The sequence below is a fragment of the Bradyrhizobium sp. 199 genome, assembly GCF_023073355.1.
In the GTDB taxonomy this organism is placed as follows: Bacteria; Pseudomonadota; Alphaproteobacteria; order Rhizobiales; family Xanthobacteraceae; genus Bradyrhizobium.
This window is the reverse complement of record NZ_JADPJI010000005.1, coordinates 773,893-789,495: the sequence shown is the minus strand read 5'-3', so window position 1 is coordinate 789,495 and position 15,603 is coordinate 773,893. Positions and strand designations below refer to the sequence as shown.

General features: G+C 63.4%; 15 protein-coding genes, 1 tRNA gene and 1 pseudogene. 9 read left to right on the top strand and 8 right to left on the bottom strand.

What is annotated here, in order from left to right; translation table 11 throughout:
- The first annotated feature begins 18 nt into the window (after nt 1-18).
- From IVB28_RS12105 to IVB28_RS12095, 3 genes are all read left to right on the top strand, one after another.
- Complete coding sequence (locus IVB28_RS12105; protein ID WP_247526422.1) at nt 19-525, top strand: hypothetical protein; 507 nt, start codon at nt 19-21, stop codon at nt 523-525.
- Between the two features lie 9 nt (nt 526-534).
- A complete protein-coding gene (locus IVB28_RS12100; protein ID WP_247526421.1) occupies nt 535-1,041 on the top strand; it encodes a hypothetical protein in 507 nt (168 codons plus the stop codon).
- Nucleotides 1,042-1,183: 142 nt separating this feature from the next.
- Nucleotides 1,184-1,945, top strand: a complete 762-nt coding sequence (locus tag IVB28_RS12095) for a glycosyltransferase family 2 protein (RefSeq protein WP_247526420.1) — start codon at nt 1,184-1,186, stop codon at nt 1,943-1,945.
- 117 nt (nt 1,946-2,062) lie between these two features.
- Here IVB28_RS12095 and IVB28_RS12090 read toward each other — a convergent pair.
- Nucleotides 2,063-2,138: transfer RNA gene (locus IVB28_RS12090), tRNA-Trp, on the bottom strand.
- A 148-nt stretch (nt 2,139-2,286) separates the two neighbouring features.
- On the opposite strand from IVB28_RS12090, the gene IVB28_RS12085 reads away from it, so the two are divergent.
- Nucleotides 2,287-3,510, top strand: coding sequence for a serine hydrolase domain-containing protein (locus IVB28_RS12085; RefSeq protein ID WP_247526419.1), 1,224 nt, complete (start codon nt 2,287-2,289; stop codon nt 3,508-3,510).
- Nucleotides 3,511-3,713: 203 nt separating this feature from the next.
- Here the strand turns inward: IVB28_RS12085 and IVB28_RS12080 are convergent, their stop codons facing one another.
- Together IVB28_RS12080 and IVB28_RS12075 are read right to left on the bottom strand one after the other, a co-directional pair.
- Nucleotides 3,714-4,481 (bottom strand): SDR family oxidoreductase, encoded by a 768-nt coding sequence (locus tag IVB28_RS12080; RefSeq protein WP_247526418.1) that lies wholly within the window; start codon nt 4,479-4,481, stop codon nt 3,714-3,716.
- Between the two features lie 79 nt (nt 4,482-4,560).
- Nucleotides 4,561-5,259: a histidine phosphatase family protein gene (locus IVB28_RS12075; protein WP_247526417.1), complete on the bottom strand. Its 699-nt coding sequence runs from the start codon at nt 5,257-5,259 to the stop codon at nt 4,561-4,563.
- A gap of 135 nt (nt 5,260-5,394) precedes the next feature.
- On the opposite strand from IVB28_RS12075, the gene IVB28_RS12070 reads away from it, so the two are divergent.
- The 3 genes and pseudogenes from IVB28_RS12070 to IVB28_RS12060 all read left to right on the top strand — a co-directional run bounded on the left by IVB28_RS12070 (nt 5,395) and on the right by IVB28_RS12060 (nt 8,934).
- Entirely contained in the window at nt 5,395-6,180 is a 786-nt protein-coding gene (locus IVB28_RS12070) for an SDR family oxidoreductase (RefSeq protein WP_247526416.1), read from the top strand.
- Between the two features lie 981 nt (nt 6,181-7,161).
- Entirely contained in the window at nt 7,162-8,334 is a 1,173-nt protein-coding gene (gene argE / locus IVB28_RS12065) for an acetylornithine deacetylase (protein ID WP_247526415.1), read from the top strand.
- A 304-nt stretch (nt 8,335-8,638) separates the two neighbouring features.
- Nucleotides 8,639-8,934, top strand: a pseudogene (locus IVB28_RS12060) (GIY-YIG nuclease family protein).
- Nucleotides 8,935-9,036: 102 nt separating this feature from the next.
- Here the strand turns inward: IVB28_RS12060 and IVB28_RS12055 are convergent.
- Both IVB28_RS12055 and IVB28_RS12050 read right to left on the bottom strand, forming a co-directional pair.
- On the bottom strand, nt 9,037-10,095 hold the full coding sequence (locus IVB28_RS12055) for a phosphotransferase family protein (RefSeq protein ID WP_247526414.1): 1,059 nt from the start codon (nt 10,093-10,095) through the stop codon (nt 9,037-9,039).
- Nucleotides 10,096-10,254: 159 nt separating this feature from the next.
- The gene (locus IVB28_RS12050; protein WP_247526413.1) at nt 10,255-11,490 is read right to left on the bottom strand and encodes an acyl-CoA dehydrogenase family protein; all 1,236 of its coding nucleotides are present in this window, start codon (nt 11,488-11,490) and stop codon (nt 10,255-10,257) included.
- 319 nt (nt 11,491-11,809) lie between these two features.
- Here IVB28_RS12050 and IVB28_RS12045 point away from each other — a divergent pair, with 319 nt between their 5' ends.
- Nucleotides 11,810-12,472 carry a TetR/AcrR family transcriptional regulator gene (locus tag IVB28_RS12045; RefSeq protein WP_247526412.1) on the top strand — a complete coding sequence of 221 codons (663 nt, stop codon included), beginning with the start codon at nt 11,810-11,812 and terminating at the stop codon, nt 12,470-12,472.
- Nucleotides 12,473-12,529: 57 nt separating this feature from the next.
- Here IVB28_RS12045 and IVB28_RS12040 read toward each other — a convergent pair whose 3' ends face one another.
- From IVB28_RS12040 to IVB28_RS12030, 3 genes are all read right to left on the bottom strand, one after another.
- A complete protein-coding gene (locus tag IVB28_RS12040) occupies nt 12,530-12,745 on the bottom strand; it encodes a hypothetical protein (protein ID WP_247526411.1) in 216 nt (71 codons plus the stop codon).
- 176 nt (nt 12,746-12,921) lie between these two features.
- Nucleotides 12,922-14,151 (bottom strand): CaiB/BaiF CoA-transferase family protein, encoded by a 1,230-nt coding sequence (locus IVB28_RS12035; protein WP_247526410.1) that lies wholly within the window; start codon nt 14,149-14,151, stop codon nt 12,922-12,924.
- Nucleotides 14,152-14,358: 207 nt separating this feature from the next.
- Complete coding sequence (locus IVB28_RS12030) at nt 14,359-15,207, bottom strand: 3-keto-5-aminohexanoate cleavage protein (RefSeq protein ID WP_247526409.1); 849 nt, start codon at nt 15,205-15,207, stop codon at nt 14,359-14,361.
- Nucleotides 15,208-15,402: 195 nt separating this feature from the next.
- Here IVB28_RS12030 and IVB28_RS12025 point away from each other — a divergent pair, with 195 nt between their 5' ends.
- Nucleotides 15,403-15,594 carry a hypothetical protein gene (locus IVB28_RS12025; RefSeq protein WP_247526408.1) on the top strand — a complete coding sequence of 64 codons (192 nt, stop codon included), beginning with the start codon at nt 15,403-15,405 and terminating at the stop codon, nt 15,592-15,594.
- Nucleotides 15,595-15,603: the final 9 nt, after the last annotated feature.

Here is a 15,603-nt window from a genome sequence, read left to right as displayed (position 1 = left end):
CCGGGACGATTTTCCGCAATGAACATGCTACCGGGCCCGGCGCAAGCCGCTGCGATTGGTCTCAGTGTCGTGCTGCCGCTGCTGCTGCTGTGCTACGCGCGCATCGCCGCCACCGGCGGGTCCGGCCGCCGCTTCCGGCTCGGCTGCGTCAGCATCATCGCGCTTTACGCGATCGCCTGCATCGCGCTCCCCGGTCAACGCCATTTCGACGACGTGCTGGGCGGCCTGTTCCTGTTGGCGACGGCGATGATGTTTTGCTACATCCTGTTCAGCCTGCTGGCCTGGGGCTTTACGCTGACGCTGCTGACGGCACTCGTGAAGGCCGGGCGTCCCCTCACCCTGGAGCAATGGACGGTCGCCTACATGCAGGGCGGAGATCTCGGCACCTTCACCCACAACCGCCTGAAGCTCCTCGTCGGCGCGGGCATGGTGATCACGGCGGACGGCAGGCTGGCTCCGACGGCGAAGGGCGTGGCGGTCGCGCGTCTCGTCAAGCTCGTCCGTCTGTCGACCGGACTTGGGTGAGCGGCCGCGATGTCCTTCATGATCGGGCTCCTCGCCGCCGTCACCTTCGCCGTGCTGGCCCCTGCCTTGCAGTTGATGGCCCGCGCTCGCGAATGGAAATTTGGACCCGTGATGCTGCTCGCGATCGCCGCGATCGTCACCCACGGTCTCGGCGTGATGCTCGGAATCTTCGTCGTCCCGCAATTTCAGTACTGGGACGCCGCGTCGATTTTCGGGTTTTGCGTCATGGGCTACGTCTTCGCTTTTGGCGCAGTGTACAAGTCGGTTTCCCTGGACATTCTGCTCGGCGTCGTCGACCGGCCTGAGCGACGGGCTCCGCTTTCGGAAATCGTCGAACAGCAGGTTCCAGCTCTGTTCCAGGGACGAATTGGGAACCTCGTCGATGGCGGTCTGGTCGAACCGGCCGATTCCCACTTCACGGCAACGGCGGCGGGCCGGACCATGGCAAGCCGAGTCGGACAGCTGCGTCGCGCATTCGGCATCGGCGATACCAGTCTCTATGATTTTTCGGACTAGTTGCGCAGAACACACAAGTCGTCGGATTCATGCCTCGTGTGCGGGGCATATCTGCGGGCCCCTTATTGTTCGCCCGGCTCAGATGACCTAGAGTTGCGGCAGGGTTCCACCAGTAAGAGTGGCCGGCAACGGGCGGCATAAGATGACACCTTCCAGGACGGCAAAAAGGCTTACAATCGTCATTCCTGCGCTGAACGAGCAGGACAAGATCGCCGACACCATTGACGGCGTGTTGCCGCTCGCCCGCGAGTTGCTCGACGATTTCGAGATTTTCCTGATCGACGACGGCAGCACCGACGGCACCGGCGCGATCATGGACGAGTTCGCCGCCGGCGAGTCCCGCATCATCGTGCAACATAACACCGAACGGCGGGGTGTCGGTGCCGGCTTCGAATTCGCCCTGTCGCGCGCCAAATTCGATGCCATAACGCTCATTCCCGGCGATCACGCCTTTCAGAACGAGGGCGTTGCACGGATGTTCAAGGCGGCGGGCGCCGCGGACCTCGTCATCACCTATCGCGACAACCAGTCGGACCGCTCCGTCAACCGCTCGCTGCAGTCGCATTCGCTGCGGTTCATCCTGAACTGCCTGTTCGGTTTCTGGCTGTCCGACTACCACAGCATGATCGTCTACCCCGTGAAATGGCTGCGCCAGATCGCGGTCAAGGCCGACGGCTACGGCTATCAGATCTGCGCGTTGATCTCGCTGCTCCAGCTTGGCCTCACCTACGTCCAGGTGCCGGTGAGCCTGAACGCGGAGCTGAAGGGATCGTCCCGTGCGCTGCGACTGCACACCTATTTCGAGCTCTGCGGCACCGTCGTCTCGCTGCTGCGCCGCGTTCCCATCCGGGACGTCGATCGCAGCCAGGTCCCCACCGACGCGGAACGGGCCTCGGCGCGCTAGGCGACGCCTCGCCGGGCCTGGCACTGAATCAAGCGTATCGATCGGCGCGTGGTGATCCGCCCGTGGGACGTTCTCGTCCCTATCCCACCAGCATCTGATCTAAGTGATTGATTTGACTGGCAGGAGTGGCAGGGCTCGAACCTGCGACCCCCGGTTTTGGAGACCGGTGCTCTACCAATTGAGCTACACTCCTACAGACCCAGCGTCGCCGCTCGGATCAGGCCGCTTTCAAGCACAGGGGGCGGCCGGATTGCAAGGGTGAACCGCGCCGGCTTCGCTTGTTTGTACCGGGGCTTCTGGGCCACACTTTCCCGACCAAAAACAAGAGCCCGGGAGCCCTTATGAACGCCCAAGCTGCCACCACAGCCGCCTCCGCAATCCACACCCCGCCCTTACCGGAGGCCCGTCCGGAGACGCTTGGGCTGTCGCGGCCTCGCCTCCAGACCATGTCGGACGCCTTCAAACGCGAGATCGACAAGGGAACCGTTCCCGGCATCACCGTGCTGGTGGCCCGCCGCGGCCAGGTCGGCTGGTTCGAAGCGCTCGGCAAGCAGAGCCCGGCGGCCGCCGCGCCGATGGCGCGGGATTCGATTTTCCGGATCTTCTCGATGACCAAACCGATCGTCTCGGTCGCGGTCATGGCGCTGGTCGAGGACGGCCACCTCCTGCTCAGCGACGCCGTCGCAAAGTTCATCCCGGAATTTGCCAGCCAGCAGGTCGGCATCGTCAAGGACGGCAAGCTCGAGCTGGTGCCGCCAGCGCGGCCGATGACCGTGCAGGACCTGCTCCGCCACACCTCGGGCCTCACCTACGAGCACCAGGGCGACGGCCCCGTGCACAAGCTCTACCAGGAGTCCCGCGTCCGCAGCCGCAAGATCACCAACGCCGAGCATGCCGCATTGGTCGCGAGCTTCCCGCTGGTCTGCCAGCCCGGCGCGGAGTTCAATTACAGCCGCTCCACCGACATCCTCGGCCGCATCATCGAGGTCGCCAGCGGCAAATCGCTTGGCTCGTTCCTCACCGAGCGCGTGCTCGCGCCGTTGCAGATGGCCGAGACCGGCTTCTCGACCTCCGAGGCCAACGCCAGCAGACTTGCCGAGCCGTTCGCGGCCGATCCATGGACCGGCGACAAGGTTGCCCTCTTCAACATGCTCGAGCAGCCGGTGATGGAGTCCGGCGGCGGCGGGCTGGTCTCGACCACGATGGATTATGCCCGCTTCTGCCTGATGCTGCGCAACGGCGGCACGCTCGACGGCAACAGGATCATCGGCCGCAAGACGCTGGAGCTGATGGCGTCCGATCATCTCGGGTCGCATGTCGTGACCAACGGCACGCTGCTGTCGCCGGGCCACGGCTTCGGTCTCGGCTTTGCAGTGCGCCGCGAGGCCGGCATCGCACCCTTCCCCGGCAGCGTCGGCCAGTATTTCTGGAGTGGCATTGCCGGCACGTTCTTCTGGATCGATCCGAAGGAGGATCTGTTCGCGGTGTTCATGAGCCAGGGCCCCGGCCAGCGCGACTACACGCGCACGCTGGTGCGGGATCTGGTTTACGCGGCAGTGGACTGAGGTCTCGGCTGACTTGAACGAACGATCGAGCGGCGAACTCGGTGCAACCTCTCCCGCTTGCGGGAGAGGTTGGCGCGTAGGGTGAGGGCTTTCTCCTCATCGGGAATCTCACTGCGGAGACAACCCTCTCCCCAGCCCTCTCCCGCAAGCGGGAGAGGGAGCGCACTGTTCGCCGCGGCCACACCTCGGCCTGATTTCACGCCTCAGCTTATCGTCGCGCCGCCGTCGATCACCATGGTCTGGCCGGTCATGAAGTCGCCAGCCGCAGATCCCAGGAACACCGCCGCGCCCGCGATCTCGTCGGGCATGCCGATGCGAAGCAGCGGCGAGCGCGCGGTCGAGGCCTTCAAATTCTCCGGGTTGTCCCACAGCGCCTTGGCAAAGTCGGTCTTGATCAGGCCGGGCGCGATGCAGTTCACGCGGATGTTGTTCTTGCCGTATTCGCAGGCGAGGTTGCGCGCGAGCTGCATGTCGGCGGCCTTGGAGATCGCGTAGGCGCCCAGGATGGTCGAGCCTTTCAAACCGCCGATCGAAGAGACGATGATGACCGAGCCGTCCTTGCGCTCGATCATCTGCGGCACCACCATCGAGATCAGCCAGTTGTTGGCGACGATGTTGTTGTCCAGAATCTTCCTGAATTGATCGTCGGAGATGCCGGCGAGCGGACCGTAATACGGGTTCGAGGCGGCGTTGCAGACCAGCACGTCGATCTTGCCGAAGGCGCGATTGCTCTCATCGACGAGGTTTTGCAGATTCTCTTTCGACGAGATGTTGGCGGCGATCGCGACCGCGGTGCCCTTGCCGTACTTTTCGTTGATGCCCTTGGCGACCTCTTCGCAGACGTCGGCCTTGCGCGAGGAGATCACCACCTTGGCGCCGTGCTCGGCCATGCGCTCGGCGATCGCAAGCCCGATGCCGCGCGTCGATCCCGTGATGACGGCGACTTTCCCCTTCATGTCGAACAAGGTCATGTGTCTCTCCCAGATTGATTTTGGTATTCAATGTCATTCCGGGTCTGGTCCTTCGGACCCTCCCGAAATGACGACTTCATCACGCGAGCTTCTTGACTTCCGGTCCTGCCGGCTGGTGCATCGCTGCGTGCGCGTCATCCGCGATCCACGGCTGCTGATTCACCATCGGAAGCCGCCAGACCGTGCGCTCGGCAGTTGCGAAATAATCCAGCCGCGTCACCGAGCAATTGTCGATGTCGAACGACAACCCCCGCTCCGGCTGACCGTCGAGCGCAAGGCCCAGTGCCGCCTTGATCGTACCGCCATGGGCGACCGCGATCACGTCCTGCCCGGCCGCCTCAGCGTTGATCCGCTCGATGGTGCGGCGCGTGCGGTTGTAGAGATCCATGAAACTTTCGCCGCCCGGTGCGGGCTCGTTGATGTCGGCGAACCAGCTCGTGCCGACCGGGCGGCTGGCGATGAACTCGGCTCGGTTCATGCCCTGCCAGCGGCCGAGATTTTGTTCGGCGAGGTCCGCTTCCCATTTCATGGACGCGGGTCTGGGAAAGCCGGCCGCCCAGATCGCTTCGGCCGTTTGATGCGTGCGCTTCAGATTGCTCGAATACCAGATGGCGTTGCGTGGCAGCACCTTGGCAACAGCGTTGAACACATAGGTGTCGCTGGTGTCGCAGGCGATGTCGGACTGGCCGTAGATGTTGCCGCCATCATTGCGCACCGGCGCGTGACGGACCCACCACCACCGCGTCGTGACCACATTGGGCTTGTCTGCACCTGCCATCGAAACCCTTCCATCCCGTTTGATGTCGCTGTACGTCAGTAGCGAACGTGTCTCAAGACACTTTACCGTTTGAAATCTTGTTTGAAATTCCGTCGCGCGGCAAGGGCCACGCGAGGCACCACAAGGGAGAAACGCATGGGACGCCTGCAAGGCAAATCCGTCATCATCACCGGCGCCGGCAGCGGCATCGGTCGCGCCGCCGCGCTCCTTTTCACCCGCGAAGGCGCCAAGCTCATCGCGGTCGATCGCACCGAGGCGGTGAAGGAGACCGCCGAGGAGGTGAAAAAGGCCGGTGGCGTCGCGGAAGCCATGATCGCCGACGCGGGCTCCGAGACTGATGTCATCGCCGTCATCGACAAGGCGGTGAAGACGCATGGCCGGCTCGACGTGATCTGGGCCAACGCCGGTGTCAGCGGCGGGCTCGTCCCGCTCGGTGAGCAGACTGTCGAGCACTGGCAAGAGGTGTTGCGCGTCAATTTGATAGGGCCATTCCTGGCGGTAAAGCATGCGATGCCGCACATGGTGAAGCAGCAGTCCGGCGCGATCGTGCTGACCGCGTCCGTCGCGGGCCTCAAGGCCGGCGCCAGCGGACATCCTTATGCCGCGAGCAAGGCCGGCGTGATCAGCCTGGTGCAGACCACCGCCTATTCGCTCACCGGCACCGGCGTACGCATCAACGCGGTGTGCCCGGGCCTGATCGAAACGGGAATGACAAAGCCGATTTTCGACCGCGCCAAGGAGCGCGGCACCGTCGACAAGATCGGCCAGCTCAATCCGCTCAAGCGCCCCGGCCAGCCGCACGAGCTCGCGGCGATGGGATTGTTCTTGGCCAGCGACGAGGCGTCGTATGTCAACGGCCAGGCCTTCCCGGTGGACGGCGGATTGACGGCGTCGATGCCGTATACGGGCAAGCCGGTTTAGCGACCGCGGTCTCGTGTCCCGGACGCGGTGCGGCACGCAGTGACGCTCCGCAGAGCCGGGACCCAGCAGGCCGCAGCGCTCGCTGATGGATGGGCCCCGGCTCTGCAGCGCACCGCCGAGAGGCGCTGCGCTGCGTCCGGGGCACAAGACTGTTGTTCGAAGGCGCAGCCCGCGGTCCGTAGGATGGGTAGAGCACTTGCGAAACCCATCATGCTTCTGCGCACACGAAGGTGATGGGTTTCGCTTCGCTCTACCCATCCTACATCTGATATATCGATTGCAGTCACGCCTCGGCATCCTCGCGGCTCATTGCGCCCGAGTTTTGCTTTAATAAGTCGCCCTCAATTGAAAGAAGGCGCAGGGAAGACCGGGTGCCGGCTGGCACCCGCGGTCCACTGTGCGAGGTTGCAGTCAAAAAATCTGCACAGCGGCATACAGGTGAAGCCAAACAACCGGCCTTCCCTGCGCAGTGGTTTTACGGCTTATGTCGTGCTCTCCCCGGGGAGCGATGCACTATTGCCCCCGTCGCCCTGCGGATGACTGACGCATGCGTCCGGTTGGACGACACGCATCACCACAAGACTTGACGCACAGACCCCGGGCGTCAGGACCACACGATTTTGCCGTACGCCGATCACACCGGTCGTGTGCGCGACGCGTTCGCTCACGGCTCTCCGCCCTGCGAAGCTCTTCGCGCCGATGCAACTAGCGTCCACCGCCGCCCGGCCCGCGTTCGTGACGATCGCGATACGCCCCTCTTCCTTGGGCCGGGTTGTCGCGACACATACGCCGTTTCCGAATTTCGGCAAAGTGGAATATTTTCCGCAACGCGGATTGACCGACCCATGGCCTGTTTTGCCCGTCGGGCAACGCAACATCTCGTACCCGGATGGACTTGAACTGGTTTGCCCTAGCAGCAGCACCATTGGTATGGTTCATGCAAGCTGCGTCACCTTCCCACCTCCTGACAAGAACGTGAAAATGCCAAGCTCCAGACCCGACCGTATCCGCAAGCTGCTCGCCGACCTCGTCGCCTTCGACACCATCAGCGATCGCTCCAACCTGCCCCTGATCGCGCATATCGAGAGCTATCTCGCCACCCACGGCATCAAGGGCGAGCGCATCGTCGACGCGACCGGACAAAAGGCCTCGCTGTGGGTCACGATCGGACCAGAGGACCGGCCGGGCTTCGTGCTGTCGGGGCACACCGACGTCGTGCCCGTGGTGGGCCAGGACTGGAGCCACGATCCGTTCAAGCTGATCGAGCGCCACGGCAAGCTCTTTGGCCGCGGCACCACCGACATGAAGGGTTTTGTCGCGGTTTGCCTCGCCATGGTGCCGGAGATGGTGGAGGCCAAGCTCAACACGCCGATCCATCTGGCGATCTCCTATGACGAGGAGATCGGCTGCGTCGGCGTGCGTCCCATGCTCGGCGAGGTCGCAAAAAAGAAGATCAAGCCGCTCGGCTGCTTCGTCGGCGAGCCGACCGAGATGAAGGTGATCATCGGCCACAAGGGCAAGCACGGCGTGCGCGCGACCTTTCGCGGGCTGGCCCGCCACTCGTCGATCGCGCCTGATGGCGTCAACGCGATCGAATATGCCGCCGAGCTGATCGTCGAGATCCGCCGCCGCGCCGTTGCGCTCGCGGCCGCGCGGTCAAGCGACAGCCTCTACGACGTTCCGCACTCGACGCTCCTCACCAGCATCGTGCATGGCGGAGCCGCGCTGAACATCGTGCCGGATACCTGCACAGTGGACTTCGAATGCCGCGGCATCGGCATCACCGAATCCCGCGAAGTGACGGACGCGATCGTCGCCTGGGCCAAGGCCGAGCTCGAGCCGACGATGAAGGCGCGACATCCGGACTGCGGCATCGATTTCGAGGAGATCCTCGACTATCCCGCGCTCGACACGGCGGCCGACGCGACCGTCGTCACGCTGGCCAAGAGCCTCGCCGGGCGCAACGACCACGCCAAGGTCGCCTTCGGCACCGAGGCCAGCCTGTTCGCCAGCATGGCCGACATTCCCTCGGTGGTGATCGGACCAGGATCAATCGCGCAGGCGCACACGCCGGACGAGTTTGTGGAGATGGCGCAGCTGGAGAAATGCGCGGGGTTCGTGGAGAGGCTGATTGCGCATTGTGTGAAGGGATAGCCGAGGTCGGCATTTGACTGGGTCCCGGCTCTGCGGCACAGCGTTGCACGCTGCACCGCGTCCGGGACACACCGCAATTCGAGTCTCGTGTCCCGGACGCGGTGCGGCACGAAGTGACGCTCCGCAGAGCCGGGACCCAGAGCGTTTGGCGACGGCTTCGAACCATGCAATCTTAAATAGCCCTAAAGCATGATCCGGAAAAGTGCGCAGCGGTTTTCCGAAAAGATCATGCTTAAACAACAACCTAAAGCGCGATGGCGATTCATCCTAGTCGCATCGCGCTTTAGGTGCCGATTGCATGGACATGCCCTTCTTAGTTTACATCCTCGCGAGCAAGCGAAACGGCACCCTTTATGTCGGGGTGACCAACGACCTTGCTCGCAGAATGGCGGTGCATAAAGCCAAACTCATAGCCGGCTTCACGCGGCAATACGACGTGACTCTGCTTGTCTATTTTGAGACTTTCGATTCTGTGCTCGAGGTTCGTGCACGCGAGCATTCGCTGAAGCGTGGCGGCGCAGTTGGAAGCTCAAATTAATCGAAGGGTTCAACCCGGATTGGCGCGATCTGGCGGATGATCTGAATACTTTGGCGACATGACTGGGTCCCGGCTCTGCGGAGCAGCACTCCGTGCTGCACCGCGTCCGGGACACGAGACAGCAAAGCAAAAGACACGGCCATCGGCCCGCGCCTTCGCTATTCCTAAACCGCGCCCGCCTTCTGCGCGTACTCCCACGACGCCTTCGACAGCGGCACGGTGCGCTTAGCCGACTCCAGCGCCTTGGCGTTGGCGGCGGTGCCGTCGCGGACGCGGCCGGCGATGCCTTGGGTGATGCCGGCGAGACGGAACAGGTTGTAGGCAAAATACCAGTTGAGGTCCGGCACCGTCATCTTGGTGACGTTGCAATAAATCTGTGCGGCCTCTTCAACGCTCGGAATGTTGAGCGCCTTGAGGTCGGCGCCGTCCAGGCCCGGCATGACCCACTGCATCAACAGATAGGTGAAGTCGGCCATGGGATCACCAAGCGTCGACAACTCCCAGTCCAGCACCGCCTGCACGCGCGGTTCCGTCGCGTGGAAAATCATGTTGTCGAGGCGATAGTCGCCATGGACGATCGCAACGCGCGCCTGCTCCGGCACGGTCTTGGGCAGCCATTCGGCCACCTTCTCAAACTCCGGAATGTGCTGCGTTTCCGATGCGCGATATTGCTTGGTCCAGCGGTCGATCTGGCGCGCAAAATAGTTACCGGGCTTGCCGAACTCGCCAAGGCCGATCGCCGTGGGATCGTACATGTGCAGTTTCGCCAGCGTCTCGATCTTGCTGGTGAAGATCTTGCGCCGCGCATCGCCGTCCTGGCTCGGCAGCGTCGGATCCCAGAACACGCGCCCCTCCTCCATCGACATGATGTAGAAGGCGGCGCCGATGACGCCGTCGTCCTGGCACAGCGCGTAGGCACGCGCGACCGGAAAGCCCTGCTTTCCAAGGGCGGCAATGACGCGGTATTCGCGATCGACGGCATGCGCCGACGGCAGCAATTTGCCGAACGGCTTGCGGCGCATCACGTAGGAACGGTTCGGCGTGTTCAGCCGGTAGGTCGGATTGGACTGGCCACCCTTGAACTGGAGGACGACCAGCGGTCCCTCGAAGCCGTCGACGTTGTCGCGCATCCACGCCTCGAGCCGCAGTTCGTCGAAGCGATGACGCTCCTCGACCGGCTTGGTGCCCGAGAACTCTTCGTCTTTCCTGACGCCGTCAGCCACGATGACGCTCCCTCATTTTCTTGTCGGTCATTCCGGGATGGTCCGAAGAACCAGACCCGGAATCTCGAGATTCTCAGGTGCGCAATTGCGCACCATAGTTCCCGCTTCGCGAGCCCCGGAACGACGGTGGGAGAGCGCAGTCAGCGCTCTCCACCGTTCTTAGTGACTTGGAGAATTTGCATACTTCCGAACCTCAAGTCTGGCAATGGCGCGATTGTGCACCTCGTCCGGACCGTCGGCGAGACGTAGCGTACGGATGTGGGCGTAGTCCTTGGCAAGACCCGCCTCATCCGAGACACCCGCGCCGCCAAAAGCCTGGATCGCCTCGTCGATGATCTTCAGCGCCATGTTGGGCGCTGCGACCTTGATCATGGCGATCTCGGCCTGCGCGGTCTTGTTGCCGACCTTGTCCATCATGTCGGCCGCCTTGAGGCACAGAAGGCGCGTCATCTCGATGTTGGTCCGGGCATCGCCAATGCGTTGCTCCCACACCGAATGCTCGACGATCTTCTTGCCGAAGGCGCTGCGCGAGGTGAGACGCTTCACCATCTTCTCGAGCGCCTCCTCGGCCTTGCCGATGGTGCGCATGCAGTGATGGATGCGGCCCGGACCAAGACGGCCCTGCGCGATCTCGAAGCCGCGGCCTTCACCGAGCAGGATGTTCTCCTTCGGCACCCGCACGTTGTCGAGCAGCACCTGCGCGTGGCCGTGCGGCGCATCGTCGAAGCCGAACACGGGGAGCATTTTCTCCACCTTGATGCCGGGGGTGTCGAGCGGAACCAGGATCTGCGACTGCTGCTGATGCTTGGCCGCCTTGAAATCGGTCTTGCCCATCAGGATCGCGATCTTGCAGCGGGGATCGCCAACGCCGGACGACCACCATTTGCGGCCGTTGATGACGTAGTGATCGCCGTCCTTCTCGATCCGCGTCTCGATGTTGGTGGCGTCGGACGAGGCAACCGCCGGTTCCGTCATCAGGAAGGCCGAGCGGATCTCGCCGTCCATCAGCGGGCGCAGCCATTTGCGCTTCTGCTCCTTAGAGCCGTAGCGCATGAACACTTCCATGTTGCCGGTGTCGGGCGCGGAACAGTTGAACACTTCCGAGGCCCAGGAGATGCGGCCCATCTCTTCCGACAGCAGCGCGTATTCGAGATTCGTCAATCCCGCACCGCGGAATTCATCATCTTCATGCTCGTTCGGCGGCATGAACATGTTCCAGAGGCCCTCGGCCTTGGCCTGCTTCTTGAGATCCTCGAGCACGGGGATCACTTTCCAGCGCTCGCCGCTGTGATCCTGCTGGTCGTAGATCGGCACCGCCGGGCGCACGTGCTTGGCCATGAAGGACCGTACGCGGTCGAGCCATTTCTTCTGCTTGGGGGACAGATCGAAATCCATGGGACGCTCCTCGTCTCTCTGTTGCGAGCCTGTTTGCTTCGCGGGCGTGTTTTGCGCCGGACTGTCCACCGCTTGCGCCCAGCCCGCAAGCGCGGGCTTGCGGAGCCTTCGGAACCACCTTCGATTTGCGAACGAGTCCCGATTGCGGATTGACATCTCCGGCCTTCAAACGATAGTTTCATACAACTGTTTGAATTGCAACTCGCTCGCTCACGACGTCATTCCGGGGCAGTCCGCAGGGCCGAACCCGGGATCTCGAATGTGGCGCGAGATTCCGGGTTCGACGCTTTCGCGTCGCGCCGGAATGACGGGAAAAGTCATGGCCAGCGATCATACGAGGTCTGCCATTCTCGCCGCCGCCGAACGGCTCTATGCCGATCGCGGCTTCGGCGACGTGACGCTGCGCGACATCGTCGCGGCGGCCGGTGTCAACCTGGCCGCGGTGAACTATCATTTCGGCTCGAAGGACGAGCTGATCGCGGAATTATTTGTCACGCGCTCGATCGCCACCAACCGCGAGCGTTTGCGCGAATTGAAGGCGGCGGAAGAGCAAGGCGGCGGCCGCGCGCCGATCGAGGTGATCCTGCACGCCCTCGTCGGGCCAACGTTGCGCGGCTGCCTCGGGCCCGAGAACCAGCGCTCGACCGCGGCGCGCTTCATGATCCGCGCCTCGATCGAATCCGTGCCGCCGATCCGCCGCATCAAGAACCGCGAGATCGACCATTTGCGGAAATTCGCCGGCGCGATGCGCCGCGCCCTGCCCGAGCGCAGCGAGGTCGACATCTACTGGGGCCTCAACTTCGCGCTCGCGATGGCGCACCACACCATTCGCGAGAGCGAGCGGCTGACCAAGCTGTCGGAAGGCAAATGCGATCTCGACGACGTCGAAGACGTCGTCGCGCGGGTGGTCAGCGTGGCGACAATGGCGCTGACGGCCGGCAAGACGGAGACCAAGGCACTGCCAAGGGTCGCGGCGCGGTAGCCTCACATCATAGCGATGCAGTCGATCTCGACCTCAAGGGGCCGAACGCGCGGGTGATTAGGCCCGCTGCGGCATCTCCTCGGCCTCTTCCTTGGCGAGCAGCAGGAGCATCTCGATGCCCATCTCGCCTTCCTGCGGTGAGCGGATGAACTTGATTTCGTCGGCGCTCCGCCGCAGCGCAGCAACGATGGCAACGGCCTGATTGGCGGTGGCCGCCTCGGTCGCCAGAATTGCCTTCTGGTCCTTCGCTTGAAACCCGATTGTGTAGGACATTGTCTTTCCTCCCCCGAAATTCGAGCGGAGAGATCGAATCAGAGTCGCGTGCAAAGCGGAAGCCTGTGCGACTACGGTCCGGACTTATCTGGGGATGGCGCGCAAGCCTCAGGCAAGCGCCGGGAATTGCTTCCGTTCTCCCCTTGCGGGAAAGGAAAGAGCGCGCGCCGTTCGCGTCAAATGATCCCCTGCTGCTTCAGCGTCTCGATCTTGTCCGCGTCATAGCCGAGCTTGCCGCCGAGCACTTCCTTGGTGTGCTCGCCGAGCAGCGGCGGAGCGCGATATTCGGTGATCGGAGTGCCCGACAGAGTCAGCGCGTTGCGGATCAGCGAGAGATCGGGCTCGAACTTGTGCTTGGTCTTCACCCGCATGCCGCGCGACTGGACGTGCGGATCGGCAAACACCTGCTCGAAATTGTTGATCGGCCCCGAGGGCACGCCGGCCTCCTCCAGCTTCTCCAGCCAATAGGCCACCGGCTGCTTCAGGAACAGGCCGGCGAAGATCGCCATGATCTCCTTGCCGTGCACGACACGGTCGTTGTTCCTGATGAAGCGCGGATCGTTCGCGAGCTCCGGCTCGCCGAGCACGGCACAGGTGCGCTGAAACTGGCCGTCATTGCCGACCACCAGCATCAGCTCGCCGTCGGTGCAGCGGAACACACCGGCCGGCATGCCGCCGTTGCCCCAGGTGCCGCGGCGCGGCGGCGTCTTGCCGTTGACGAGGTAGATCTGCAGCCAGTGCGACAACGACGCGATGACGGTGTCGAACAGGCAGACGTCGATGTGCTGCCCCTGCCCGCCGTTGACGTCGCGATAGTAGAGCGCCGAGAGAATCCCGATCGAGGTGTTCATGCCGGTCATGTAGTCGACGATCGACGGGCCGACCTTCATCGGGCCCTCGCCTGGCTCGCCGTCGATATGGCCGGTGACGCTCATCAGGCCGCCCATCGCCTGCAGGATCGCGTCGTAGCCCGCCCGCGGCGCATACGGTCCGGTCTGGCCGAACCCGGTCACCGAGCAATAGATGATGCCGGGATTGATCGTCTTGATCGTCTCGTAGTCGAGGCCGTAGCGTTTGAGGTCGCCGACCTTGTAGTTCTCCATGAAGACGTCGATGTCCTTGGCGAGCTCGCGAATGATGGCCTGCCCCTCGGCCTTGGCGATATTGACCGTGACCGACTTCTTGTTGCGGTTGGCGCAGAGGTAGAAGGAATTGTTGTTGTTGGCCTTGCCTTCCGGATCGGTCAGGTAAGGCGGCCCGAACGCGCGCGCATCGTCGCCGGTGCCCGGCCGCTCGATCTTGATCACCTCCGCGCCGAGATCGCCCAGCATCTGGGCCGACAATGGCCCGGCGAGGACGCGCGTGAGGTCAAGGATTTTGATGCCTGAAAGCGGCAGGGCCGACATGTAAGCTTCCTCCGGGAATCGGATATTGGCCCGGCGGCGAGATCGCAGGCCGTGCCCCCTGCGGATACACCATTTTCGCCCGCTGAGCACTGCACTGGCGGCATACGGCCATCTCCTGCCGGGGAAGGCAACGACCGCAAATTTCCGCGCGGCGAATATAGCCTGATCGGCTCAGGTCACGGCCGCCGCCACCCGCGGCCGTCGCCATCAGGCGCTGGATGATCGTCCCTGCCCCGCGATCCCGAGCAAGGCGCGCGCCTCTGCCGCAATTGCGACGCGCCGACCGTGGCGCGCGACAGCCTCGCAGGCGATGCTCACGAGCTCCGCATTGCTGGCGGCGAGGCGCGTCTTGTCGACCCTGATGTTGTCCTCGAGCCCGGTGCGAACCGCATCGGCGCCCCGCGCCAGCGCCCAGCCCATGACCTCGGTCTGATGACGTCCGATCCCGGCCGCGGTCCACGTCGCGTTCGGGATCAGCCGCCTCAGCTCTGCCAAAAGGATGTCGAGGACGTGTTCGTCCGCGGGCATCGCGTTCTTGACACCCATAACGAACTGCACGTGCGGACGGGCGTCGATCAACCCCGCCTCGATCAGACGCCGGGCACCGTGCAGATGCGACAGATCGAAGATCTCGATCTCGGGGCGAATGCCATTCGACTTCATATCCGTGGCGAGCGTCTCGACCAGTGCGGCGCTGTTCTCGTAGACGATGGTCGGAAAATTCACTGAGCCTGTGGACAGCGAGGCCATATCCGGCTTCAGATAGAGCGACGATCCGCGTGCCGAGGGATCGCGCCCTCGCCCGCCGGTCGAGAATTGTACGATCATGTCAGGACAATGCTTCCTGATCCCCTCCTGCACCAGCGCGAAGCGCTCCGGGTCGGAGGATGGTGTCTCGTCATCGTTGCGAACATGGATATGTGCAAGGGTGGCGCCGGCCTCGAAGGCCTCCTGCGTCGACTCGATCTGCTCGGCCGGTAAGATTGGCACCGCGGGATTGTCCTTCTTGCGCGGAACAGAGCCGGTAATAGCAACGGCAACGACAGCGGGGTTCATCCTGCATCCTCATGATGATCGCGCTTGAGCGCACAAATTCGAAGCGGAGTCTACATAACGCCTGCAATCCGGCCGCGGCAACCATCATCGATCGCAGCGGCGTTCGCCTCGTCAGGTCGGAATTGCGGCCGCACCACCCGCCGCTTCCGCACGCCGGCGCTCGTAGTCGGCCCGCGCCATCGGGCCGGCCTCGGGATGACCGAGATCGTCGATGCTGATGCGACAGGTTTCGCGGCCGGAGATTTCACCCGCAACAGCAGACCTGTGTACCAGGCGCAGGATGAACGCGTCATCTTCAATTATGCCGTCGAACCCGGCCGCCTCGATTTCAACGCGGTGCCGGGGTCACGATCGGAATTGCAGAGCGGCGGGCGGTTGATCGTCTGAACCGCCGAG